Raw genomic sequence first — 25,653 nt, forward strand, 5'->3', positions numbered from 1 at the left:
TACGTTGTCCCAGCCAAGATAGTGGAAGTCGCCCACCGATGCAAAACACCAAGCTCTTGCTAACCAGTTTCACCTTTGTGGGACTGCTCGCACTCGCCGGTTGTTCATTCCCCGGGGTTTACAAAATCGACATCCAGCAGGGCAATGTCGTCACGCAGGACATGATAGACCAGTTACGCCCGGGAATGACCCGTCGGCAAGTACGGTTTATCATGGGTAACCCTCTGCTGACCGACACGTTCCATGCCGATCGCTGGGATTATCTGTACAGCCTGCAACCTGGTGGCGGTGAACGCCAACAGGAACGCATGAGTGTTATTTTCAACTCTAACGACCAGCTTGTCAGCCTGTCCGGTGACTTCATGCCGGGCGTGAGCCGTGACGAAGCCATTCTCGGCAAGGACAGTGGCACCAGCGTGACCGCCCCTGCTGAAAACGCCGAGAAGCCGAAGCCGGAACAACCAGCCAAACCTGGCTCCTTGCTGGATTCGATCCAGAAGGACGTGGATGGTGTTGAAACCGTTCCGGTTCCGACGCCTGAGCCGCTGGACACCTCGCCGCAGTAATGGGCGAGGCAATAAAAAACCCGGAATTTCCGGGTTTTTTATTGCCTGCGATTTGCTCGTCCTACTGATTTCGCGCCTTGGCTTCGGCAGCCTTGGCCGCCCGCAAGCGCCGAACCTCTTTCGGATCCGCCAGTAACGGCCGGTAGATCTCGATGCGATCCCCCGCCTGAATCAAGCGAACCTGTGGGTCAGCCACCACCTTGCCGAAGATCCCCAGCGGACATTCGTTCAGGTCCAGCTCTGGAAATTCATCGCCGATACCTGACTTGAGCACCGCCTCACGCACTGTCGCCCCTTCAGGGACGCTCAAAGTGCGCAGGATCTGACGATCCACGGCGGCATACACCACCTCGATCTCGATCACCGGCTCAACCATGCATCTGCTTGGCACGCTGGCAGAAAGCATCCACCAGCGTATTGGCCGCCTGATTGAACAGCGGGCCGAGTGTCGCGCGCACCAGCGGCCCGGCATAGTCGAAAGACAGGTCGAGACTGATCTTGCAGGCCTTCTCGTTCAACGCCTTGAACACCCAGACGCCATGCAACTGATTGAACGGGCCTTCTTCCAGGTTCATCTCGATCGACTGCCCCGGCACCAGCGTATTGCGCGTCACGAAGTGCTGACTGAGACCGCCCTTGGCCACGCCAACGCTGGCGCGCATGTGCTCGGGCGAGCTCTCCAGCACCTCGGCGGACGAGCACCATGGCAGGAATTCCGGGTAACGCGCGACGTCGTTGACCAGGTCGTAGAGGAATTGCGCCGGGTATGGCAGCAACGCCGAACGTTGAATATGTGTCGTCATGTAAGCGTTACTTCCAGAGCTGAGCGGCAAACACTACAAGAATGCCGATAGGCGCCACGTAGCGCATCAAGAACAAGGACAGGGAAAACAGCGCCGGGTTACGAATCGACAACTCGTCACGCACCGCATCACGCCCCATCACCCAACCGGCAAACAGCACAAAACACAGGCCACCGAGCGGCAACATGATCCGCGAGGTGAAGAAATCGATCACGCCGAAGAAGTCCAGACCGCCCGCCGCACCCCATTGGTAGAGATGGAACAGCCCGCCTTCGTTCACGAAAAATTTGGCTTCCTTCCAGATATTGAAGGAGAAAACCGTCCCCAGACCAACGAACCAGCAGATGAAGGCCAGCCAGAAAGTCACCCAGCCACGGCTGATTTTCGTGCGTTCAACCAGATAGGCAACCATCGGTTCGAGCAGGGAAATCGCCGAACTCCAGGCGGCAATTGCTACCAGGACAAAGAACACCACACCCATCAACTGGCCAAAAACCACGTTACCAAAGGCAAATGGCAGACTTACGAACATCAGCCCCGGGCCTTCGCTGGGGTTCAAACCGCCGGCGAACACAATCGGAAACAATGCCAGACCGGCCACCAGCGAAACGAAGGTGTCGAGCAGCGCGACACCGACTACGGTGCCGGACAGCGAGGCCTCCTTGGTCATGTAAGCGCCGTAGATCATGATCGAACCGACGCCCACGCTCAGGGAAAAGAACGCGTGCCCCATGGCGGGCAGCAAGCCATCGAGGACTTTTTCCGGGTGGAAATCGAACATGAAATGCACGCCTTCCATGAAATGCCCGGTGGTCATGCTGTAACCAAGCAGCACCAGCACCATCACAAACAGCAGCGGCATCATGATGCGCAGACTGCGTTCCAGCCCGGCAACCACGCCTTTGGCGATCACCACGGCCGACAACAGCATGAAAACTGTGTGCCAAAGTGTCAGGCGCCAGGGATCGGAGATGACATTGCCGAAATAAGCGCCGACCTGATCCGCCGTAGCGCCCTGGAAGTCCCCGCGTCCCATGTCGATGATGTAATCCAGCGACCAGCCGCCGACCACACTATAGAAAGACAGGATCAGCAGCGCCGTGATCATCCCGGCAAATGCGCCCCACGACCACTTGCCCGAGTGCCCGGCTTCCAGCGCCAGCACCTTCAGGGCGTTTGCCGGACTCTGCCGCGCGCGGCGGCCGATCAGGGTTTCAGCCAGCATGACCGGAATCCCGATCAGGGCGATGCAGGCCAGAAACATCAGCACGAAGGCGCCGCCACCGTAGACCCCGACCATGTAGGGGAATTTCCAGATGCTGCCCAGTCCCACGGCCGAACCGGTCGCGGCGAATATGAAAACCCAGCGGCTAGCCCAACTGCCGTGGACAGAAACCTTGTCTGTCGACATCGAATATCACGCCCAAGCGTTAGAAAAAGAGGCCGCATTGTCCGGGATTCACTCAACCTGCTCAAGCACGCAGCATCACCGTAGCCGAGGACCGTTTATCTCCATATAATGCCGCCCCTATGGCTAAACAGAAGAAACACCCAACAGGGACCATCGCGCAGAACAAAAAGGCGCGACACGATTACTTCATCGAACATCGGTTCGAGGCTGGTCTGGTCCTGGCCGGCTGGGAAGTAAAAAGTCTGCGGGCAAGCAAGCTGCAACTGGTCGACAGTTACGTCCTGCTCAAGGACGGCGAAGCCTGGTTGCTCGGCAGTCACATCACACCGTTGATGACCGCCAGCACCCACGTCATCGCCGATCCGACCCGCACCCGTAAACTGCTGCTCAACAAACGCGAGCTGGAAAAACTCGCCGCTGCCGTGCAACAGAAAGGCTACGCCTGCGTGTGCCTGTCCTTCTACTGGAGCAAGCACATGGTCAAGTGCGAGATCGCTCTGGGCAAGGGCAAGAAGGAATACGACAAGCGAGACACCGAGCGCGAACGCGACGCCGGTCGTGAGCTGCAGCGCGCCGTGCGCAACAAGGGCAAAGAAGAATAATTTCTTCTGCCTGATACTGTGGCGAGGGAGCTTGCTCCCGCTGGGGCGCGTAGCGGCCCCCGCTTTACAGACAATGGCGAGAGCTGAGGGCGCCTGCTGCGCAAGCAAGTGATAGCAAGCGCCCTTGCCACAACTGAATTGCCGTCACATCCCCTTGCGCCGCTCCGCCCGGGCCATGCGCTGAACCTCCTGCCGCACCTCTTCCAGCACTTCCTGCACATACAGAATGTGCCGACTGGAAACCTCGCGCGCCTGCTCCGCACGCCCCTCGATAATCGCCAGATACAGTTCCCGATGCTGAGCGATCAGCATGTCGCGGGTTTCCGTGCGCTGCTTGTACATGCCACCGATGTTGGTCACCACGTTGCGCTTGAGCAGATCGAACAATCCGCGGATGGTGTGCAGCAGCACCGCGTTGTGGCTGGCTTCGGCAATTGCCAGATGAAACTTCGCATCCGCCGCCCCTTCTTCCGCCCGGCTCACTTCGTCATGTCGCGTGTAGCAATCCTGCAGCTCGTTGAACGCTGCTGTCAGACGCTCACGATCCACATCCGTGGCGCGCAATGCGGCGTAATAGGCACACGATGCCTCCAGAGTGTGCCGAAATTCCAGCAAGTCACGCTGCGCTTCGGGGTTGCTTTCAAGCAGCAATAGCAGAGGATCGCTGAAGGTCGAGCCAAGCGTATCCACCACATAGTTACCGCCACCCTGGCGACTGACCAGCAAGCCCTTGGCCGCCAGTTTCTGAATCGCTTCACGCAGCGACGGGCGCGATACGCCGAACTGCTCGGCCAACGTTCGCTCGGCCGGAAGCCGCTCACCGGACTTCAGCGTGCCCTCGAGGATCATCCCCTCGAGTCGCTCGACAATATCGTCAGACAAACGGCGCTGACGAATCTGATCAAACCCCATAACTCAACTCTCCACGATCCCGACCGCACGCCGGGCTCTCTATTCTGGCCGATCGGCGCCGCGCCGACACCTGTCAGTGCGCAATCGTCCGACCGGATCAGATGCCCTCTGCACCGCTTATTCGACAAAAGTTTCAGGGCGACAAATTGACACACCGACATCAAGGCTTTTACCCTAGCCAACAGCGATTGTAAATTGGTATTACCAATTAACCAAGAACGCTGACAGTGCCTGACCAACAACAATTAGGGGCCACCCCATATGCAAACCTGGCAACAGCTCTATACCCCGCTCGGCAGTCTCGGCGTCTCCGCACTCGCGGCCGTCATCCCCATCGTTTTCTTCTTTCTGGCTCTGGCGGTGTTCCGCCTCAAGGGGCATGTGGCCGGCAGCATCACGCTTGCCCTGTCGATCGCCGTGGCGATTTTCGCCTTCCACATGCCGGTCGACATGGCCTTCGCCGCTGCTGGATACGGCTTTGCCTACGGTCTGTGGCCGATTGCCTGGATCATTGTCGCGGCAGTGTTTCTCTACAAACTGACGGTCAAGAGTGGTCAGTTCGAGGTCATTCGCAGTTCGGTACTGTCGATCACTGATGACCAGCGCCTGCAGGTATTGCTGATCGGTTTCTGCTTCGGCGCCTTCCTGGAAGGCGCCGCCGGTTTCGGTGCGCCGGTAGCGATCACCGCTGCGCTGCTGGTCGGTCTCGGGTTCAACCCGCTCTACGCCGCCGGCCTGTGCCTGATTGCCAATACCGCGCCGGTAGCGTTCGGCGCGCTGGGAATTCCGATCATTGTGGCCGGCCAGGTGACCGGCATCGACGCGTTCAAGATCGGCGCCATGACCGGCCGCCAACTGCCACTGCTGTCGCTGTTCGTGCCGTTCTGGCTGGTGTTCATGATGGACGGCCTGCGCGGCGTGCACGAAACCTGGCCCGCTGCGCTGGTTGCCGGCCTAAGCTTTGCCGTGACGCAGTACTTCACCTCGAACTTCATCGGCCCGGAACTGCCGGACATCACTTCTGCCCTGGCCAGCCTGATCGCCCTGACCTTGTTCCTAAAAGTCTGGCAACCAAAACGCACCGCCGGTGCACAGATCGCCGGCGCCACCTCGAGCACGGCGGTGACCGCCAGCGTCGGCGGTTTCGGCCAGAAGCGCACCACCGTGGCTTCGCCCTACAGTCTTGGGGAAATTTTCAAGGCGTGGTCGCCGTTCCTGATCCTCACCGTGCTGGTGACCATCTGGACCCTCAAACCCTTTAAAGCCATGTTCGCCGCCGGCGGATCGATGTACGCCTGGGTATTCAACTTCGCCATCCCGCACCTTGATCAACTGGTGATCAAGACCGCGCCGATCGTCGCCACCCCCACTGCGATTCCTGCGGTGTTCAAACTCGATCCGATTTCCGCAACCGGTACAGCAATTTTCTTCTCGGCGCTGGTCTCGATGCTGGTGCTGAAGATCAACTTCAAAACTGGTCTGACCACTTTGAGAGAGACCTTCTACGAACTGCGCTGGCCAATCCTGTCGATCGGCATGGTGCTGGCCTTCGCCTTCGTCACCAACTACTCGGGGATGTCTTCGACCATGGCTCTGGTATTGGCCGCAACCGGCGCAGCCTTCCCGTTCTTCTCACCGTTCCTCGGCTGGCTCGGTGTGTTCCTGACCGGCTCCGATACTTCGTCGAACGCCCTGTTCAGTTCGCTGCAAGCGACCACCGCGCACCAGATCGGCGTCAATGACACCTTGTTGGTAGCCGCCAATACCAGCGGCGGCGTGACCGGCAAAATGATCTCGCCACAATCGATCGCCGTGGCCTGCGCCGCGACCGGCCTGGTGGGCAAGGAATCGGATCTGTTCCGCTTCACCCTCAAGCACAGCCTATTCTTTGCGACGATTGTCGGCTTGATTACCCTGGCCCAGGCCTACTGGTTTACCGGCATGCTGGTGCACTAAAGCTGGAAGAAGCCTACAAGCAACACGGAAATAACCGACGCCGGCTGGTGATTCCGGCGTCAGCAATTCACCACCCGGTCTGTAAGGCTGCTGAAAGCAATGCTGTCTATATTCAGCAGCCGCCACAGACGGATAACCGGGCCCACCCGGAGACACGCCTGATGAGCGAGCTTTTTTACAACGCTGTGCCCAACGCCACCCGCGTTGCACCGCCACTGCCCGAACCTCGGCAATACCCCAGCGAGAAACCGTCGCGGGTCTACCTGTTCGGAACCTGCGTGGTCGATCTGTTCTACCCCGAAGCCGGGATGGACGCGATCCACTTGCTGGAGCGCGAAGGCATCCGCGTCGAGTACCCGCAGGGGCAGAGCTGCTGCGGGCAACCGGCCTACACCTCGGGTTACACCGAGCAGGCGCGGACGGTCGCGCGCTCGCAACTGGCGTTGTTTGCCGGGGGCTATCCGGTGGTGGTGCCATCGGGTTCCTGCGCGGGCATGCTGCGCGAACATTACGCCGACTTGTTCAAGGACGAGCCGGAAACGTTGAAACAGGTGCAGGCCCTCGCGGCCCGCACCTATGAGCTGGCCGAGTTCCTGCTGTTCGTCTGCAAGGTGCAGCTCAAGGACAGCGGCGAGCCGGTCAAAGTCGCGCTGCACACCTCGTGTTCGGCACGCCGCGAGATGAACACCCACCTGCACGGCCGCGAGTTGTTGGCGCAGTTGAGCAACGTGGAACGGGTCAACCACGATCACGAAAGCGAATGCTGTGGCTTCGGTGGGACATTCAGCGTCCGTATGCCAGACATTTCCGGCGCGATGGTGGCTGACAAGACCCGAGCGTTGAAGGAATCCGGCGCGCATCAGGTGTTGAGTGCCGACTGCGGCTGCTTGATGAACATCAACGGCTCGCTGGAAAAACAGCAGGAAGCACTGCGCGGGCAACACCTGGCGAGCTTCCTCTGGCAACGAACCGGAGGTGCGAAATGAGCACCTCGACGATTATTCCTACGGTCGCCGTAGAAGAAGACTTCCGCACCCGGGCGCACAACGCCTTGGGCGATCAGCAGCTACGGAACAACTTCCGCACTGCGATGGATTCACTGATGACCAAGCGGGCAGCGGCTTTCAGCGATGCCCACGAAAGAGAACATTTGCGCGCCCTGGGCAACTCGATCAGGGCGCGTGCGCTCTCCAAGTTGCCCGACCTGCTCGAGCAACTGGAACAGAACCTGACCCGCAACGGTGTGACAGTGCACTGGGCGGAAACGGTGGACGAAGCCAATGGCATCGTCCTTTCGATCATCCGCGCTCACGAGGCGCGGCAAGTGATCAAGGGCAAATCGATGGTCAGCGAAGAGATGGAGATGAACCATTTCCTCGAGGCTCAAGGTGTTGAATGCCTGGAGTCCGACATGGGGGAATACATCGTCCAGCTCGACCACGAGAAGCCTTCACACATCATTATGCCGGCGATCCACAAGAATGCCGGTCAGGTCGCGTCCTTGTTCCACGACAAACTTGGCGTGGAGTACACCAAGGACGTTGACCAACTCATTCAGATCGGTCGCAGGGTCCTGCGGCAGAAATTCTTCGAAGCGGACATCGGCGTTTCCGGCGTCAACTTCGCCGTGGCCGAGACCGGCACCCTGCTACTGGTGGAAAACGAAGGCAACGGTCGCATGACCACCACCGTGCCGCCGGTGCACATCGCCGTCACCGGCATCGAAAAGGTTGTGGAAAACCTGCGCGACGTGGTGCCGCTGCTATCGCTGCTGACCCGCTCGGCGCTGGGCATTCCGATCACCACTTACGTCAACATGATCTCCGGCCCGCGCAAGGAACATGAACTCGACGGCCCACAGGAAGTGCACCTGGTCCTGCTCGACAACGGTCGCAGCCAGGCCTTTGCCGACAGCGAGCTGCGCCAGACCCTGAACTGCATCCGCTGCGGCGCCTGCATGAACCATTGCCCGGTCTACACCCGCGTCGGTGGTCACACCTATGGCGAGGTTTACCCGGGACCGATCGGCAAAATCATCACCCCGCACATGGTCGGTCTGGCGAAAGTCCCGGATCATCCGAGCGCTTCGTCGCTGTGCGGCGCCTGCGGCGAAGTGTGCCCGGTAAAAATTCCGATCCCCGCTCTGCTGCGACGCCTACGCGAAGAGAACGTCAAAGCCCCGGACAGTCCGCATCAAGTGATGCGCGGCCAGGGCAGCAAGTATTCGCGCAAGGAACGCTTTATCTGGAACGCCTGGGCGAAACTCAACAGCTCGCCGACGCTGTATCGGTTGTTCGGATTCTTCGCCACGCGCCTGCGCGCCCTGACCCCGAGCGATATCGGCCCATGGACGCAAAACCACAGCGCACCCAAACCCGCCGCCCGCTCACTGCATGACATGGCCCGCGAGCATCTGGCCAAACAGGGAGACCGCTGATGAGCGCCAAGCAAAATATCCTCGCCAAGCTACGGAAAAGTCTGACCGGCGCCACACCGATTGCCGACGACTTCGACGTCGATCTGGTGACGCAGCCTTACACCTACAGCGCCGAGCAACGTATCCCGCAACTGCGCAAACTGATGGAAGCGGTGCACACCGAGATCCATCTGACTACCGGCGCAGACTGGCCGGCGCTGCTCGCGCAATTGCTGCGTGACCGTCAGCTACCGAGCCTGCTGATCGCACCGACTACACCCCACGGGCAGCGCATCACACAACACTGGGCGAACAATCCTGATCTGCCGACGCTTAAGTCCTACAACCGGCCGATGGAAGAATGGAAAGCCGAGCTGTTCAACGACACCCCGGCCAGCCTTACCGGCACCCTCGGCGCCATCGCCGCGACCGGTAGCCTGATCCTTTGGCCAACCCGTGAAGAACCGCGACTGATGAGTCTGGTGCCACCGGTGCATTTCGCCCTGCTCAAGGCCAGCGAAATCCGCGACAACTTCTATCAGGTGCAACAGGAATTCGAGTGGGCCCAAGGCATGCCGACCAACGCGCTGCTGGTGTCCGGCCCGTCTAAAACTGCCGACATCGAACAAGTGCTGGCCTACGGCGCCCACGGCCCGAAAGACCTTGTGGTGCTGATCCTGGAGGACCAATGACGCTTCCGGTGAATTTTCTGCGCGATGCGCAGCAACTGATCCCAGCGGAGCGCCGCTTCGACGATCCGCTGTCGACCTTGGCCTTCGGCACCGACGCCAGTTTTTATCGGCTGATTCCCAAACTGGTGATCCGCGTCGAGTCCGAAGACGAAGTGGTGGCGCTGCTGAAACTGGCCCAGCGCGATCGAGTCCCAGTGACCTTTCGCGCCGCTGGCACCAGTTTGTCCGGGCAGGCGATCAGCGATTCGGTGCTGATTGTGCTGGGGGATAACTGGAACGCTCGCGAGATTCGCGGCCAAGGCATGCAGATTCGCCTGCAACCCGGGGTGATCGGCGCGCAGGCCAACGCGTGGCTGGCACCGTTCGGGCGCAAGATCGGCCCGGATCCGGCATCGATCAACGCCTGCAAAATCGGCGGCATCGTCGCCAACAACGCCAGCGGCATGTGCTGCGGCACCGCGCAAAACACCTATCACACCTTGGCCGGGATTCGTCTGGTTCTTGCCGACGGCACGCGCCTCGATACCGAAGACGCCGCCAGTGTCGCCGCGTTTCGCGCCAGCCACGGCGATCTGCTGGAGCGCCTGGCGACATTGGGCCGTGAGACCCGCGCCAATGCCGAACTGGCGGCGAGAATTCGCCACAAATACCGTCTGAAAAATACCACCGGCCTGTCACTCAATGCCCTGGTGGATTTCGACGAGCCTGTGGATATCTTGAGCCACCTGCTGGTCGGCTCCGAAGGCACGCTCGGCTTCATCAGTGCGGTGACCTACGACACGGTGATCGACCACCCGAACAAGGCCTCGGCGCTGATTGTGTTCCCGGATGTGGAAACCTGCTGCAACGCGGTCACCGTACTGAAAAGCCAACCGGTGTCGGCGGTGGAACTCCTCGATCGACGCAGTCTGCGTTCGGTGCAGGACAAACCGGGCATGCCGGATTTCGTACAACACCTGTCGAACAATGCCTGCGCGCTGCTGATCGAATCCCGCGCCGCCTCTTCCACTTTGCTGCAGGAACAGCTGGCGCAGATCATGGCTTCGCTGACCAGTTTCCCGGTGGAAAAACAGGTCGACTTCACCGAAGACCCGGCCGAGAACGCCAAACTCTGGGCCATCCGCAAGGACACCTTCCCCGCCGTCGGCGCGGTGCGCAAAACCGGCACCACGGTGATCATCGAAGACGTGACCTTCCCGGTCGAGCAACTGGCTATCGGCGTCAATCGCCTGATTGCGCTGTTCGACAAACACGCCTACGACGAAGCGATCCTTTTCGGACACGCACTGGAAGGCAATCTGCACTTCGTCTTCACCCAAGGCTTCAACAGTCCGGAAGAAGTCGCACGCTATCAGGCGTTCATGGACGACGTGGCGCAACTGGTGGCGGTGGAGTTCGGCGGTTCGCTGAAGGCCGAACACGGCACCGGGCGCAACATGGCGCCGTTCGTTGAGCTGGAGTGGGGCAGCGATGCGTATCAGTTGATGTGGCAGCTTAAACGTCTGCTCGACCCGAGCGGCATCCTCAACCCGGACGTGGTGCTCAGCGAAGATCCGCAGATCCACCTCAAGCACCTCAAGCCGCTACCGGCGGCTGACGAGATTGTCGATAAATGCATCGAGTGCGGCTTCTGCGAACCGGTCTGTCCGTCGAAGGGCCTGACCCTCAGCCCGCGTCAGCGCATCGTGATCTGGCGTGACATTCAGGCGAAAAAACGCGCCGGCGTTGACACCACCGAGCTGGAACAAGCCTACGAATACCAAGGCATCGAAACCTGCGCCGCGACCGGATTGTGCGCGCAGCGTTGCCCCGTAGGCATCAATACCGGCGAACTGGTGAAAAAGCTCCGCGCCCGTAATGCCACGCATCAGAAAACCGCCGACTGGATCGAAGGAAATTTCGCCAAGACCCTGCAAGGCGCACGCTTCACCCTGCACGTGGCAAACGGCGCACGGATGCTGCTCGGCGCACCGCGTCTGGCCAAGCTTTCGGCGACGCTGACGCGCTTGTCCAAAGGCCAGGTGCCGTTGTGGACCAACGCAATGCCGCAACCGGAAAAAGCCATTCGCTTCAGCCCGAGCGTGTCGGACGAACGGCCGCGCGTGGTCTATCTGGCCGCCTGCGTTTCACGGGTGATGGGCCCGGCAGCCGGCGATAAGGAGCAGATGTCGCTGTACGACAAGACCCGTGGCCTGCTGGAAAAGGCCGGTTACCAAGTAGTCTTCCCGGACAATCAGGACAACCTCTGCTGCGGTCAGCCGTTTGCCTCCAAAGGCTACGCCGAACAGGCCGAACACAAACGCCAGGAACTGATCAGCGCCCTCCTCCATGCCAGCCGTGGCGGGCTCGATCCGATCTATTGCGACACCAGCCCGTGCACCTTGCGCCTGGTGCAGGACGTGGGAGATGTGCGCCTGGATCTGTACGACCCGGTGCGCTTCATCCGTACGCATCTTCTCGATCGTCTGAAGTTCACCCCGCAAGAAGCACCGATTGCCGTCCACGTGACCTGCAGCACACAGCATCTGGGCGAAAGCCAGGCGTTGATCGATCTCGCGCGCAAATGCAGCAAGACCGTAGTGATCCCGGAAGGCATTCATTGTTGCGGGTTTGCCGGCGACAAGGGCTTCACCACACCGGAGCTGAACAGCCATTCGCTGCGCACCCTCAAGGACGCGGTGCAGCACTGCAGCGAGGGGATTTCCACCAGCCGCACCTGTGAGATCGGCCTGACGCAACACGGTGGCATCGACTATCACGGACTGGTCTATCTGGTGGATCGGGTGACCCGCGCCAAGGCCTGCTGAAGAAAAATAGAACCCTTGTGCGCGATCGTAGTCCACAGAACAAGCCCCATTAAACGGGGCTTTTCCTCCATCCGGTTGCCCGTCCTGACGGCCAGCGAAGTCTGGATCCCTCAGTTCAAGGAGATACACATGAAACGTTCTGTACTGTTAGGTCTGTTCGTTACTGCCTCGATGCTGGCCTCCACCTCGTTCGCCGCCGACAAGCCTGCCGACCTGTGCGATGCCAATATCCAGACCATCGACAATGCCAAAGGGCAGCTGTCTACGAATCCAGAACTGACTCAGCGCGCTGAAACCAGTGTTGCCAAAGCCAAAGCGCTCAAGGCCCAAGGTAAAATCGACGACTGCATTGCGGAAACCTCGCAAACCATCGTGGAACTGCGTAAATCCACCGGTACCAACAACTGATTCACGCCCCGGCCAACCTTCGGGTTGGCCTCGGGGGCCGTTTGGCGTACACTGCGCAGGCTTGTTGCCTCAGCTGATGTACGAGGCAATGAGTTCGGGGCCGATTAGGATTCGACGCCGGTGACGAAACTTTAGGTGCATGCCGACTTGGTAACAGAAGTCGTAAATCCACTGTTGCAACTTCTTATAGTTGCCAATGACGACCAATACGGTGCTGCTCTCGCTGCTTAATTGCAGCTGACATGCACTCCTGGTGCCTTCGGGCCCAGCAATCATCAGGGGATGTCTGTAAACCCGAAGTGATTGTCATATAGAACAGAATCGCCGTGCAGTACGTTGTGGACGAAGCGGCTAAAACTTACACAACTCGCCCAAAGCACCCTGCCCGTCGGGTCGCTGAGGGTTAACTTAATAGACACGGCTACGCATGTAGTACCGACAGCGGAGCACTGGCGGACGGGGGTTCAAATCCCCCCGGCTCCACCAAACTCAACGAAAAAAGACGTCCATGGACGTCTTTTTTTGTGCCTGAAATTCATCACGAATGCTATCGATTGATCTAACGCAAATGATGGCAAGTGGCTACAAATCCGCTTGTTGAGGCGCAACAGCACGCGTAGGATTCGCGCCTTTTCAGCTCGGCTGAAACGCTTTTGCAATTCGACATGGATAGTTATGACTGACCTCCCCCGCTTGATCGCTCCTCTGTTCACCCTTGCGCTTGTGATCATCACGCCCAACGCCGTTGCCGATAATAATCGCGCCAGTTTGCTGGACGTCTACAGACAAGCAGTCCAGCACGACGCACAACTGTCTGCCGCGCGCCATGACTATCTCGCCAAGCGTGAAAGTATTCCACAAGCTAGGGCCGGTTTACTGCCCACGCTGAATGCCGGCAGCACAGTGGAGTCAGTACGACTGCAACGGGATGAACCGGGCCTGACCCGCACCCGTAGTAATTCGGTGTTTCAAGCAAATCTCAATCAACCGCTGTTTCGCGCCGATCGTTGGTTCCAACTCGAAGCCGCGCACGCCAGCACCTCTCAAGCCGAGCTGGAGCTGGAGGCCAAAGAGCAACAACTGATTTTAAACACCGCGAAGAACTACTTCGAGACTTTGCGCGCTCTAGACTTGCTGGCTGCATCCAAAGCAGAGGAAGCGGCACTCAAACGCCAACAGCAACAAGCTCAGGCACGGCTGGACAACGGTGCGTCGAGTATCACTGATGTACTGGATGCACAAGCAGCCTACGACAACGCAAGCGCCAATCGAAGACTTGCTCAGCGCAAGGTCGACGATGCCTATGAAGGACTGTCTCGCCTGACAAATCAGGATTACTCGGCTATCGAAGGAATTGAACATCAGCTACCCGTGGCGCTTCCGGCCCCTTGCGATGCCAACGCTTGGGTCAGCCACGCGGTTAAGCAGAACCTGGCGTTACAGGCCAGTCAATATGCGGTGATCGCCGCCGAGCAGACCAACCGCCAGCGCAAGGCCGGATTTGCGCCAACTGTCGATGCGGTAGCGTCCTGGCGCAAGGGTGACAACGATGGTTTCGGCTACAGCAACCCGACCGATTTCGGCCGCGATGGCTATCGCGGCAATGTGGCACAAGGCAGCATTGGCATCGAGTTGAACATTCCTCTGTATAGCGGAGGCATGACCCGCTCACAGGTACGCGAAGCTACCGAGCGGCTGGCACAAAGTGAAGACGAGCGCGAAGACCGCCGCCGTGAGGTGGTGCAGGACACCCGCAATTTTTATCGGGCGGTCAATTCCGATATCGAACAGGTAATTGCACGTCGGCAAACCATTCGCTCGGGTCAGGCATCGGTGAAGGCCAATCAGGCAGGACGGGACTTGGGCTCGCGGAATACTGCGGATGTGCTAAACGCCGAGCGTCAGCTATACGCTGCCGTACGTGAGTACAACAATGCACGCTACGACTACATTATCGATACGTTGAAACTCAAACAGGCGGCCGGGATGCTGAGCCCCACAGACCTGCACGATCTGGCCCTGTACTTGAATAAAGACTACGACGCTGATCGTGACTTCCTGCCGCCGCAAGAGCGCAACATGATGTGAGGGCCACTTCAAAGCGGTAGTGAAAGAAAATCTCCTATGCACGCCATCATATTGATACTAATTGTGTCAGAATTGATTTAACCTTTTGAAAGGGTTAGCAATTTACTGTCGTAATGCGGGATGCATGGAAGCTTATGAGTAATCAAGGAAGAGGCGACGAGTCGCCTGCGCTGGACACCGGTCTTGTGTGTCTGGTGATGCTCGCCAGGTTTCATTCGGTGTCCGCATCCGCCGAGCAACTGGCTCACGAATTCGCACCAACGAACGAACTGTTCACTCAACGTGAGTTATTGCTCGCTGCGCGAAAACTTGGCCTTAAGGCCAAATCTGTCACCACTACCGTCGCCCGTCTCGATCGCACACCACTGCCGGCGATTGCGGTCGACCGCGATGGATCATTCTTCATCATCGCCAAACTCGATCAGGGCAAGGCACTGATTCAGGCCCCCCGCGCCGAGCGTCCGCAAGTCATCAGCTTCGAAGCCTTGGCCGCACTCTGGAGCGGGCAATTGTTGCTGGTGCGCGCCGAGTCGGGACAGTCCGGTGAAACCTCGCGCTTCGACTTCACTTGGTTTATTCCGGCCATCGTCAAATATCGCAAGCTACTCGGCGAAGTGCTGTTGGTCTCCTTCGCCTTGCAACTGTTTGCACTGGTCACTCCATTATTTTTCCAGGTGGTGATGGACAAAGTGCTGGTGCACCACGGTCTTACCACCCTCGACGTGATCGCTGCCGGGCTTTTGGGGATCATGCTGTTCGAGTCAGCTCTGAGTGGGTTACGCAGCTATGTATTCGCCCACACCGCCAGCCGCATCGATGTGGAGCTGGGGTCACGTCTGTTCCGGCATCTGATCAACCTGCCGCTGGCCTATTTCCAGGCACGACGAGTAGGCGACTCGGTAGCCCGGGTGCGCGAACTGGAAAACATTCGCAGTTTTCTGACTGGAAATGCCATCACTCTGTTACTGGACGTGCTGTTCTCCGTGGTGTTCGTTCTTGTGATGTTCTACTACAGCGGCTGGCTGACATTGATCGTGCTTTTGTCACTACCTTTGTATGTGCTGGTCTCACTGTTCGTCACGCCCCTGCTGCGCGCACGACTGCAGGAAAGCTTCACTCGTGGCGCCGAGAACCAGGCGTTTCTGGTAGAGACTGTGAACGGTATCGATACCGTAAAGTCCATGGCCGTCGAACCTCAGGTCATCCGCAAATGGGACAATCAGATAGCGGCCTACATCGCCGCGGGCTTCAACACCCAGACACTGTCCAACATCGCAAATGAAAGCGTATCCCTGATCGGAAAGCTGGTTACCGTCGCGACCTTGTGGCTGGGTGCTCGACTAGTGATCGACGGGCATTTATCGGTGGGCGAACTGATCGCCTTCAACATGCTCGCGGGCCGTGTCAGCGGGCCCATCATGCGGCTAGCGCAACTGTGGACCAGTTTCCAGCAAACCGGCGTTTCAGTTCAGCGTCTGGGCGATATTCTTAATACCCGTACCGAACTGTCTCAGGCGACCCGTAGCGCTTTACCGGCACTCAAGGGGGCGATCGAGTTCGACCAGGTACATTTTCGCTATCGCGCCGACGGTTCGGAAATTCTGCGCGGCGTCAGTCTACAAATTGCGGCGGGTGAAGTAATCGGTGTGGTGGGACGTTCCGGTTCAGGAAAAAGCACCCTGACACGCTTGCTGCAGCGCCTGTATGTCCCTGAACGCGGTCGCGTGCTGGTCGACGGCATGGACTTGGCGCTGGCGGACGTGTCGTCATTGCGTCGGCAGATCGGAGTCGTGTTGCAGGACAACATGCTGTTCAACCGAAGCATCCGCGAGAACATCGCACTGAGCGATCCAGGTACACCACTCGAGGCTGTGATGCATGCAGCGAAGATGGCCGGCGCACATGAGTTCATCCTGGAACTGCCCGAAGGCTATGACACCATGGTCGGTGAACACGGCACCTCGCTGTCCGGTGGTCAGCGGCAACGGGTGGCCATCGCGCGCGCCCTGATCGGCAACCCGCGCATTCTGATTTTCGATGAAGCTACCAGCGCTCTCGACTACGAGTCCGAACGTATTATTCAGCAGAACATGCAGAGCATTTGTGCTGGACGCACCGTCATTATCATCGCGCATCGGTTGTCGGCGGTGCGCGATGCCAACCGAATTCTGGTGGTTGATCGCGGGCAAATCGTCGAGCAGGGCAGCCATATCGAATTACTGGTTCATCAGGCCGGGCATTACTCGCGGTTACACCGCATGCAACAAAGCTGAAGCCGACCTCACTAACCTGTTTTTGATAGAGCCGCCGCGCCGGCCTGAAGGCGCGGCGCTACTGAATGCATCCCGGATTCAAGGACCGATTTCCCATGAGCGCAACGCCTTCGTTAATGCAGCGGTATCGCCATGCCTGGCGTGAATCCTGGCGCCACCGCAAACAGATGGACAGCGTGCAACGCCTGCCCCATGAAGTGCAGTTTCTGCCAGCCGCATTGGAGTTGCAGGACACCCCAGTGCATCCGGCACCCAGAATTTTCGTCTGGATCATCATGGGCTTCGCGGTTATGGCACTGCTGTGGGCGTGCCTGGGCAAGATCGAAGTGGTGGCGGTAGCGCCCGGCAAGATCGTGCCGAGTGGCAAGACCAAGCTGATTCAACCCAGTGAAACGGCAGTGGTCAGGGCCATCCATGTCAGTGACGGTCAGGCGGTGAAAGCAGGTGAGTTATTGATCGAACTCGACCCGACGGCAGCCGACGCTGATGTCAGACGTATTCGCAGCGAATTGCTCGCGGTCCGAATCGATGGTGCTCGCAGTACGGCGATGCTTGAAGCGATCAATCAGCAAAAGCCTCCGGCTTCACTGATCGGCGCAATCACCGACGCGGACCCGCAGCAGGTACGCAGCGCGCAGCGCTGGTTACAAGGGCAATATCAGGAGTACCGCAGCAGTCTGGAACTGGTAGACGCGGAAATCCAGCAGCGCAACGCGGAAATTCAGTCAGCCGAGGCCCAAGTTGCCAGCCTTCGGCAAACCGTGCCAATCGCTACTCAATTGGCCGAAGACTATCAACATCTACTGGCACAGCAGTATGTTGCCCGCCACGAGTACCTTGAAAAAGAGCAGGCGCGACTCGACCTGCAACGTCAGCTGAGCGTGCAGCAGGCCAGCGTCCTACAGTCCACAGCCGCGCAGAGTGAAGCACGACGCCGACGCGAAGGTGTCGTCGCACAGAACCGCCGGGCCATGCTCGACCTGCAACAGCAGGCCAACCAGAAAGCGGCGGGGCTGGTCGAGGAATTGGCCAAGGCCCGGTACCAGGAAACCCTTACCAGCCTCACTGCTCCAGTGGATGGCACCGTTCAGCAACTGATGATCCACACCGTCGGTGGCGTGGTCACCCCCGCCCAGCCACTGATGGTCATCGTCCCGGCCGACCAGCCGGTGGAAGTGGAGGCAATGCTGGAGAACAAGGACGTCGGCTTTATCCATGCCGGCCAACCGGTCACGGTCAAAGTCGAAACGTTCACTTTCACCAAATATGGCACTGTTGCAGGTGAAGTCGTCAGCGTCTCCAACGACGCCATCGAAGACGAAAAGCGCGGGTTGATTTATAGCAGCCGTATCCGCCTGAAAACCGATCACCTGATGATCAACGGCCAACACATAGCACTGTCACCGGGGATGTCTGTGACGGCGGAGGTGAAGACCGATCAACGACGTGTGATCGAGTACTTCCTCAGCCCCTTGCAACAGCACATGGACGAGAGTTTGCGTGAACGTTGACTGCTGCCGACCGGGAGCAAACGTGTTGCAGGGAAACGACGCCTCTCCGAAAAGACACCACTGTCAACGCTAATCCTATCGAAAGTCTTACTTCCATCAGAGTGATTCACTTGAAAGCTATTCGCTGGTTCAAATTCATATTGGCAACTTTTGGTGCACTGACACTTATTAAGTATGCAGCTGTCGCGCTGTTATCACTAAGCCCAGACAGCGAAGATGAAGTTACAAAGACGATGTATCTTTCGCCTAATGGAAAGTATACGGCTGCCCATGTCACGCGAACCGGGGGTGGCGCCATTGCACCCTTCTGCTCGGATACTGTTTTTGTCTTCAACAGCCTGCAAACCATCGACGAAGTCATGACACACACTGAGTATGAGGTCTACTCAGGAGAGTGTGACGTTTTCTTCAATAACGATGCTTCGCCGAAGGTTAAGTGGCGATCGGACAGCGATCTTCGAATCGATATCGCCATTGGCGCAACTCGTGTCTTGAGCCGTGATGTATCGCTGCGTGCCTCTGACGCATCCGGGCAAGTACAGGTCAAATTTTCTGCCTATCGCTAGGAAAGGAATTTCCAAAGTCTCCTCTTGAATTTACAAGAGGTTTTTCATAGTAAGGAATGCAAGTGGCTAAACTGACGTTGATGCAGGGCCAATTTGGCAAGGACGACTTTTCTGTCCAGACCAAAGATGGAAAACTCGTTGCAGCAAAATGGTTAAACGACGGCGCAGGCAATTATGTTATCGATCCACAGACCGACCAACCATTTATGGTGCCGGCGGATTATGATATGCAAGCTTCGATAGAGCACTTCAAAAAAGTCAGAGAGGAATACGACGCCTCGACGTTCAGCACTCGGCGTGTTCTCTACGAAAACGTTTATGAAACATTCAGACAAAGTGGCATAGGTGATCTGCAACGCTCTTATAACGGTGCTTCACATACAACAGGTGCCGACTTTGTTCCCAGTTTCACCAATGCTGCATCCTTCAACTTCGGGTTGATTTCAACCGTACTGGGACTTAAAGAAATTGAAGTCATTGGTGGTGGCGGTCTTTATAACCTGTACAAGTCTTTCCGGGCTGGCGGTGAAAAAATCAAGACGGAAGGCGAATGGTGGAACAACGAGCCAAATGTCATTTCGATAAAATCCGGGATGTCGATCATTCACCCTGATCGTGAGGGCCAAACTCTCATTGATCAGGGCGGACCTGCATGGGCCCCGCCTCCGAGCCTGCTTAATATCGAAATCAACCCTGATCCTCAGGCAAGTCATCAGGTACAGCAGGAGAACCAGCGGACGCGTGACGCAGCCAACGGCTATATCAGCAACGCGGCGACCAACAAGATCTTCACCCTTGAGGGGATCCTCAATAAAACCGATTTTACCTCCACACAAATGTCCAGTCTGGCCTCGGGCGGCGTTCGTCCGGGTGAAATGCAACTCGACCCCAATGCTCGCCCCAACACCTACCTGTCGCAGTTCTACCCGGCCCCCGACGCAAGTAAGCCAGACTTCAGCCTGCACAGTGCCGTGACCTTGAACGGTCTATCGGCGATGTCGACATACAACACCTACGTCGATCCGCTGTTGCTGGACCTGACCGGTAACGGCGTACACATGACAGATATTCGTGAAGGTGTGCTGTTCGATACCGATCACAGCGGTACGGTGAAGCGCAGCGGTTGGGCGGATCGCACCACTGGCATGCTGGTAATTGACGATGGCAGTGGCCAGATCACAGACGTCAGCCAAATGTTTTCCGAGTATTACGGCGGCAAGGTCGGCGTCAATGGCGCTGCAGGGGAGACCAGATTCAAGGACGGCTTTGCGGCACTGGCGAGTGAGGATGCAAACAAGGACGGCGTGATCGATCAGAAGGATCCTATCTGGAGCAAGTTGCGGGTCTGGGTTGACGGCACCCATGACGCAAAAGTGGATGCCGGTGAACTCAAGACCCTGGCGGAACTGGGGATCACTCAAATCAATGTGCGCGCAGCGGCGTCCATTCAGGCCGAGGTGCGTGATGGTAATCGCGTGCTGGCCACCGGCTCGTTCACCATCAATGGCAAAAGCCAGGAAGCACTGGCGGTCGACTTCCTTGGCGACCCGGTCAGCAATACCGTGACCACTCAAGGCACCGGCACACTCGTGACTTCGACCACCAGCGGCATCAATAGCCGCACTACTACTGCCTATGCCAGCCATAGCACGACGGGTGAAACCCTGGATGCGGCAAAGCTGAGTGTGAATAATCTGTACGGCGGTAGCGGCGATGACACATTGATTGCCGCACCGAATGGTAGCTGGCTGGTCGGAGGTGCTGGCAGTAACGCCTACATTGGCGGTCAGGGCGATGATGTTTTTGTAATCAGCGCTTCTGACGATGCCAGAAATATTCGTGGCAACGGCGGCCGGGATACGGCCATTATCGTCGGCACTGAAGACGTGTTCCTGAATATGGCCAGTGCCGGGCTGACTATCGCCGAAGGCGGCGGCGGCAACGACGTCATCATCAGCGGCGGAAGCGGCAGCGCCTTCATCAAGGGCGGTTCCGGCAATTCGACGCTCATGGGTGGTGCGGGCGACGACGTGCTGGTCGGTGGTACCGGCCACAACACGATCATCGGTGGTAGCGGCAAAGCGGTGATCTACGCCGGACCGCAGGGCGATACCATTTATGCATCCCAAGCTGGCAGTATCATTCATGCGGGTGGCGGCGCCGACAAGATCTACGGCGGTGCAGGCAACGACATCATCGAAGTGGGCCATGGCAACGCGACCATCGACGGTGACGGCGGAATCAATCTGGTCACATTGCATGGTAACCATGGTGACTATCGGATCACCCGAACCGCGACCGGTTATGAAGTGGCGGACAAGGTCGCAGGTCGCGACGGAACGGTAACGCTGAGCCATATCCAGAAGCTCAACTTCTCGGACATTTCCGCGGTTGATCTGATGATCCCCAACGCAATGCCAGTGGCGGACGTGCTCACGCTGGACAAGGCCGGCAAGGTATTCGATCGCACCCAGGCGCATTTGATCAGTGCTGATGCCCTGCTGGCCAATGATCAACGCCTCAACAGCCAAGGTGTATTGCACATTGCCAACGTCGGTGATGCGGTGGGCGGCACTGTCAGCCTGACCGCCCAAGGCGATGTACTGTTTACACCTGATGCTCATTACACCGGTCTGATCAGTTTCAAGTACGGTGTAGCGGATGTAGCCGGCAACCTGTCAGCGTCCGTTGTCGATCTGGGCAGCGGTCAGACCGCCCCGATGCGCGCCGGAGTGACGCTGCTGACTCCGGAAGTGCCGCTGGATCCTCTAGCTGCGCAGGAGTGGTACCTGAGCGATACCAACGTGCTGCCAGTCTGGAATGATTACACCGGCAAGGGCGTGCGTATCGGGCAATTCGAACCGGGCGGCGAGTTTGCCATTGCACCGGAAATCTTCGATGTCAAGCACCCGGATCTGGCACCGAACATTGACCAGGCCTGGCTGCAAACGCAAAACACCAACGGTACCCTGCCGAGACTGGTATCCAACCACGCTACGATGGTTGCCGGCGTGATGGTCGGTGCGAAGAACGGCATCGGAGGTGTGGGCGTTGCTTATGACGCAAAACTGGGCGGCTACTACCTGGCCGGCAAGGGCGATGACCTGACCGGACTTGGGCACATGGTCAGTTTCGACATTGCCAACAATAGCTGGGGCTTCACGAATGACTTCGCGCTCAGCAGCTATCAGGACGGAAAGTTCACCACCGCCGCTGCCTTGAGCATGAATGCACAGTACGCGGCGAATAACGGTCGGGGTGGCCTCGGCACGATCATCGTCGCGGCGGGTGGCAACAGTCGTGCCACGGGTGGCAACGCCCAAGGCTCGCTGACCAACAACAATCGCTTTTCGGTAGAGGTCGGCGCGATCAACGCCCAAGGCGATTTGTCGACCTTGCAGATCGGCTCATCACCGTTCTCCAATCCAGGCGCCAGCTTGCTGGTATCGGCACCGGGCAGCAACGTCGTCTCCACCAGCCACATGCTGGAAACCGAGCGCGGCTCTACGTTCGGCAACGACTACTCAAGCATGCAGGGCACAAGTTTTGCGGCACCGATTGTCTCCGGTGTAGTTGCCTTGATGCTTGAAGCCAACCCGAACCTGGGTTATCGCGATGTACAGCAGATCCTCGCGCTGTCGGCGCACAAGATCAACGACCCTTCCACGCAATGGAGCGATAACACGGCCCATGGCTGGAACGGTGGCGGTATGCACACCAGCAATGACTACGGTTTCGGTGAAGTCGACGCACGAGCCGCCGTGCGTCTGGCCGAGGCCTGGATGACCCAGAGCACCGGTGCCAACGAATATGTGTACAGCGCGTCCAGCGGCGTCCTGGGCAAATCCGTCGCAGCGGGCGCGACAATGACATCGTCCATCGCAATGAATGCAGGATTGAACGTCGAGCACGTCGAAATCGACTTCGATGCTCAGGTCGGTCGTCTCGGCGATCTGACGCTGAAGCTGATTTCACCGGATGGCACACAAAGTATTCTGCTCAATCGTCAGGGCAAGGTCCCGGAAGGCACGCCTGGCGCCAGCGCAACCGACGTCGGCAGCACCCAATCGGGTTCGTTCAAGTACACCTTCATGTCCACGCATGATTTCGGCGAGCACTCAGCGGGCAACTGGGTACTGCAGGTGACCGACTCGACATCCGGTCTTCCGGTCACGCTCAATAGCTGGTCGCTGCGTCTGTACGGCAGCAAGGCGACAGCCGATGACACCTACTACTACACCGATGAATACCTCAAATCGGTGCTTGGCCATGCCAACCGTGCGGTGCTGGATGACTCGGTCAACGGGATCGCGGGCGGTCGCAACACGATCAACGCCGCAGCAGTATCAGGAGATACCTCGGTCAACCTGTCAACCGGTGTCGCCAGCATTGGCGGTGCGGCGTTGACAATCAAGAACCCGTCGAGCATTCACAACATCGTGACCGGGGATGGCAATGACACCCTGGTTGCCGGTAACGCCGACGCCCTGCTGGATGGCGGACGTGGCAAAAACACGCTGACAGGTGGTACGGGCAAGGACTTTTTTGTGATTCATCGCCGCGACGCGGGCAGCGATACGATCAACAACTTCGAAGCTGCTCGAGGTGAAGTCGTCGATCTGGTGGGTTTCGCCGGCAAGAAATTCGCCGATCTGAAGCTGACGCAACAAGGCATGGATGTCAGTGTCGATCTGGGCAAGGGCCAGAACCTCACCCTGAAGAATCAGCAACTTTCAGCAATCACCGCCACCAACTTCAAGTTCCAAGACAGCTTTGTCGCGCCCTCGACTTACGTCAACAGCGATGCTGCAACGCTAAAGCCGCAGGAGGGTCTGGGTACGGTAGTCTTGAACGGTGGCGCCAAAGGGGTGATGTACAGCAGCGATGCTCAGGGCAAGATGGTCGCGTCACTCAGCGGTACGATCTACAGCCATGACAGCGCTACGTCGGACGTCTTCGTAGTGACTGCCCAGCCAGGCACTAAGGACTACAACAACACTCTGCGCGGATTTCGACATGGCATCGACAAAATCGACCTGCGCCAAACCGGCATCACCGACTTCAGTCAGTTGACTGTCGAACACCAGAACCGGGCCACATTCAATGGTCTGGCGCAGATTCATGGTGTATACGTGACGCACAAAGGCACCAGTACCAAGTTGCTGTATCTGGACGCGCTGGATGTGGCCCAAGTCAGTGCACAGGATTTTCTCTTCGCGGATCAAACGCCGACGGTGGTTACACCGGTCGGGCCAGTTCCACCGGTTACCGGGCAGCCAGCCGTCACGGTGCCGAATCCGTTAACACCGATTATCGACCACTCAGGCCTCGACAAACCCGTCGTGGTGCAACCGCTGCCGCCGATTGATCTGCACCCGACCATCGTCGTTCCGGACCCGGTACTCAAACCTTCGGTCACGATTCCGGACTTCAAACTGCCGGAAACCAAAACCATCGATCAAATCCTGGCCGAGCGCGGCATCGATCTGAATCCTAAGGTGCCCGAGCATAAAACTGTGGAGCAGATTCTCGCCGAGCGGGATGCCAACCGCGGCACTACAACCGTTCCTGAACACAAGACCGTCGAGCAGATTCTCGCCGAGCGCGGTATCGGCTCGCTGGAACCAACGAAACTGCCGGAGATCGGTCCCGTCGGACGCGACGCCGGGCGTCTGACGCCCGTTGATATACCGACGCGTCGACCGATCACGGTGCCGGATGTAGTGACAGCTCAAGACCCACGACTGAAGTTCGAGGATGTTTCCGTGCCCAATCGAACTGCGGACACCTCGTTCGACTCCATTCGTGATCGCATCCTGGGTCGCACACCGGCGATGACCGATGCGGCGGTGGTGCCTACGGATCCCAATGTGCTGACAATCAAAGGTTTCTTTGCCGATGATGTGACCGTGGGTGACGAAAGCAAGACCATCAATATCGAAGCCTCGAACGTCAAGGTAGTCGCCGGCAACGGCGACAACAAGATCAACGTTACGGGGCGTCGAGGCGAGATCACTGTTGGCAACGGCAACAACGTGGTGACAGGTGATATCGATAAACTCACGGTCGGTCACGGTAACAACACCATTACCGATTCCGGCTCATTCACTACGGTGAAACTGGGAGGCGGCAACAACAAAGTGGTGGTCAGCGGCAATATGCCGACGGTTGAAGTCGGACATGGCGTAAATGACATCGAGTTCAGCGGTTCAAGGGGCGATCTGGTATTCGACAAGGACATAAATCCGGATCATTTGTGGTTCCAGCACAAGGATAAGGACTTGCAAATATCGGTGATCGGCACCGGTCAGGCAGTCACGTTGCATAATTGGTACGCCGACACGCCTGAACGGCCGCGGGACATCATGGCCGGAGATCGTCATCGCTTGATGGACAGTGATGTCGAGCATCTGGTTCAGGCCATGGCGGCATTTGCGCCGGCCGCACCTGCGACCATGACTTTCGGTGCTGCCGAACAACAGGTCTTACAACCTGTCATCGCAGCCAACTGGCGCTGAATACTGCTCGTAGATCCTGAAAAAGGCCCGCGATAGTTATCGCGGGCTAGCCGGAGCGGTGCAATGCCGCTCACGGTTTCGACTCCATTACCCTCGCGACCATCGTTGTCGCCGCAACCACAAA

At 58.3% G+C, this 25,653-nt stretch carries 17 protein-coding genes and 1 other RNA gene; 14 read left to right on the forward strand and 4 right to left on the reverse strand.

All coding sequences use genetic code 11. The annotated features are described in order from the left end of the window. Positions 1-38 precede the first annotated feature (38 nt). Positions 39-566 (forward strand): outer membrane protein assembly factor BamE, encoded by a 528-nt coding sequence (locus NTD85_RS27220; RefSeq protein WP_003221514.1) that lies wholly within the window; start codon positions 39-41, stop codon positions 564-566. Positions 567-627: 61 nt separating this feature from the next. Here NTD85_RS27220 and NTD85_RS27225 read toward each other — a convergent pair whose 3' ends face one another. The 3 genes from NTD85_RS27225 to NTD85_RS27235 are packed head-to-tail and all read right to left on the reverse strand — an operon-like array spanning position 628 to position 2,780. Then, on the reverse strand, positions 628-942 hold the full coding sequence (locus NTD85_RS27225; RefSeq protein WP_103484337.1) for an RnfH family protein: 315 nt from the start codon (positions 940-942) through the stop codon (positions 628-630). Next, positions 935-1,369: a type II toxin-antitoxin system RatA family toxin gene (locus NTD85_RS27230; protein ID WP_003221509.1), complete on the reverse strand. Its 435-nt coding sequence runs from the start codon at positions 1,367-1,369 to the stop codon at positions 935-937. Before NTD85_RS27230 ends, NTD85_RS27225 begins: the two co-directional genes overlap by 8 nt. Before the next feature lie 7 nt (positions 1,370-1,376). Further along, entirely contained in the window at positions 1,377-2,780 is a 1,404-nt protein-coding gene (locus NTD85_RS27235; protein ID WP_262143706.1) for a sodium-dependent transporter, read from the reverse strand. Positions 2,781-2,899: 119 nt separating this feature from the next. Here NTD85_RS27235 and smpB point away from each other — a divergent pair, with 119 nt between their 5' ends. Next, positions 2,900-3,382, forward strand: coding sequence for an SsrA-binding protein SmpB (gene smpB / locus NTD85_RS27240; protein ID WP_003221505.1), 483 nt, complete (start codon positions 2,900-2,902; stop codon positions 3,380-3,382). A gap of 144 nt (positions 3,383-3,526) precedes the next feature. Here the strand turns inward: smpB and NTD85_RS27245 are convergent, their stop codons facing one another. Next, the gene (locus tag NTD85_RS27245; protein WP_045122286.1) at positions 3,527-4,294 is read right to left on the reverse strand and encodes an FCD domain-containing protein; all 768 of its coding nucleotides are present in this window, start codon (positions 4,292-4,294) and stop codon (positions 3,527-3,529) included. A 261-nt stretch (positions 4,295-4,555) separates the two neighbouring features. Here NTD85_RS27245 and NTD85_RS27250 point away from each other — a divergent pair, with 261 nt between their 5' ends. The 12 genes from NTD85_RS27250 (at position 4,556) to NTD85_RS27305 (ending at position 25,529) form a co-directional block, all read left to right on the forward strand. After that, complete coding sequence (locus NTD85_RS27250) at positions 4,556-6,250, forward strand: lactate permease LctP family transporter (protein WP_262143707.1); 1,695 nt, start codon at positions 4,556-4,558, stop codon at positions 6,248-6,250. A gap of 161 nt (positions 6,251-6,411) precedes the next feature. Then, the gene (locus tag NTD85_RS27255; RefSeq protein WP_262143708.1) at positions 6,412-7,236 is read left to right on the forward strand and encodes a (Fe-S)-binding protein; all 825 of its coding nucleotides are present in this window, start codon (positions 6,412-6,414) and stop codon (positions 7,234-7,236) included. Next, complete coding sequence (locus NTD85_RS27260) at positions 7,233-8,687, forward strand: LutB/LldF family L-lactate oxidation iron-sulfur protein (RefSeq protein WP_262143709.1); 1,455 nt, start codon at positions 7,233-7,235, stop codon at positions 8,685-8,687. Before NTD85_RS27255 ends, NTD85_RS27260 begins: the two co-directional genes overlap by 4 nt. Then, on the forward strand, positions 8,687-9,358 hold the full coding sequence (locus tag NTD85_RS27265; protein WP_003221497.1) for a lactate utilization protein C: 672 nt from the start codon (positions 8,687-8,689) through the stop codon (positions 9,356-9,358). Before NTD85_RS27260 ends, NTD85_RS27265 begins: the two co-directional genes overlap by 1 nt. Beyond that, positions 9,355-12,165 (forward strand): FAD-binding and (Fe-S)-binding domain-containing protein, encoded by a 2,811-nt coding sequence (locus NTD85_RS27270; protein ID WP_262143710.1) that lies wholly within the window; start codon positions 9,355-9,357, stop codon positions 12,163-12,165. Before NTD85_RS27265 ends, NTD85_RS27270 begins: the two co-directional genes overlap by 4 nt. A gap of 129 nt (positions 12,166-12,294) precedes the next feature. Then, positions 12,295-12,573: a hypothetical protein gene (locus NTD85_RS27275; protein WP_103484340.1), complete on the forward strand. Its 279-nt coding sequence runs from the start codon at positions 12,295-12,297 to the stop codon at positions 12,571-12,573. 96 nt (positions 12,574-12,669) lie between these two features. After that, positions 12,670-13,059: a transfer-messenger RNA gene (gene ssrA, locus NTD85_RS27280) on the forward strand. Positions 13,060-13,248: 189 nt separating this feature from the next. Beyond that, entirely contained in the window at positions 13,249-14,661 is a 1,413-nt protein-coding gene (locus NTD85_RS27285) for a TolC family outer membrane protein (protein ID WP_262143711.1), read from the forward strand. A 134-nt stretch (positions 14,662-14,795) separates the two neighbouring features. After that, complete coding sequence (locus tag NTD85_RS27290; protein ID WP_262143712.1) at positions 14,796-16,934, forward strand: type I secretion system permease/ATPase; 2,139 nt, start codon at positions 14,796-14,798, stop codon at positions 16,932-16,934. Positions 16,935-17,029: 95 nt separating this feature from the next. Continuing rightward, positions 17,030-18,445 carry an HlyD family type I secretion periplasmic adaptor subunit gene (locus tag NTD85_RS27295; RefSeq protein ID WP_262143713.1) on the forward strand — a complete coding sequence of 472 codons (1,416 nt, stop codon included), beginning with the start codon at positions 17,030-17,032 and terminating at the stop codon, positions 18,443-18,445. Between the two features lie 110 nt (positions 18,446-18,555). Next, complete coding sequence (locus NTD85_RS27300) at positions 18,556-19,011, forward strand: hypothetical protein (protein ID WP_262143714.1); 456 nt, start codon at positions 18,556-18,558, stop codon at positions 19,009-19,011. A gap of 836 nt (positions 19,012-19,847) precedes the next feature. Then, the gene (locus tag NTD85_RS27305; protein WP_262143729.1) at positions 19,848-25,529 is read left to right on the forward strand and encodes a S8 family serine peptidase; all 5,682 of its coding nucleotides are present in this window, start codon (positions 19,848-19,850) and stop codon (positions 25,527-25,529) included. Positions 25,530-25,653 lie beyond the last annotated feature (124 nt).

Source organism: Pseudomonas sp. 13B_3.2_Bac1 (assembly GCF_025466205.1).
GTDB classification, from domain to species: domain Bacteria; phylum Pseudomonadota; class Gammaproteobacteria; order Pseudomonadales; family Pseudomonadaceae; genus Aquipseudomonas; species Aquipseudomonas fluorescens_H.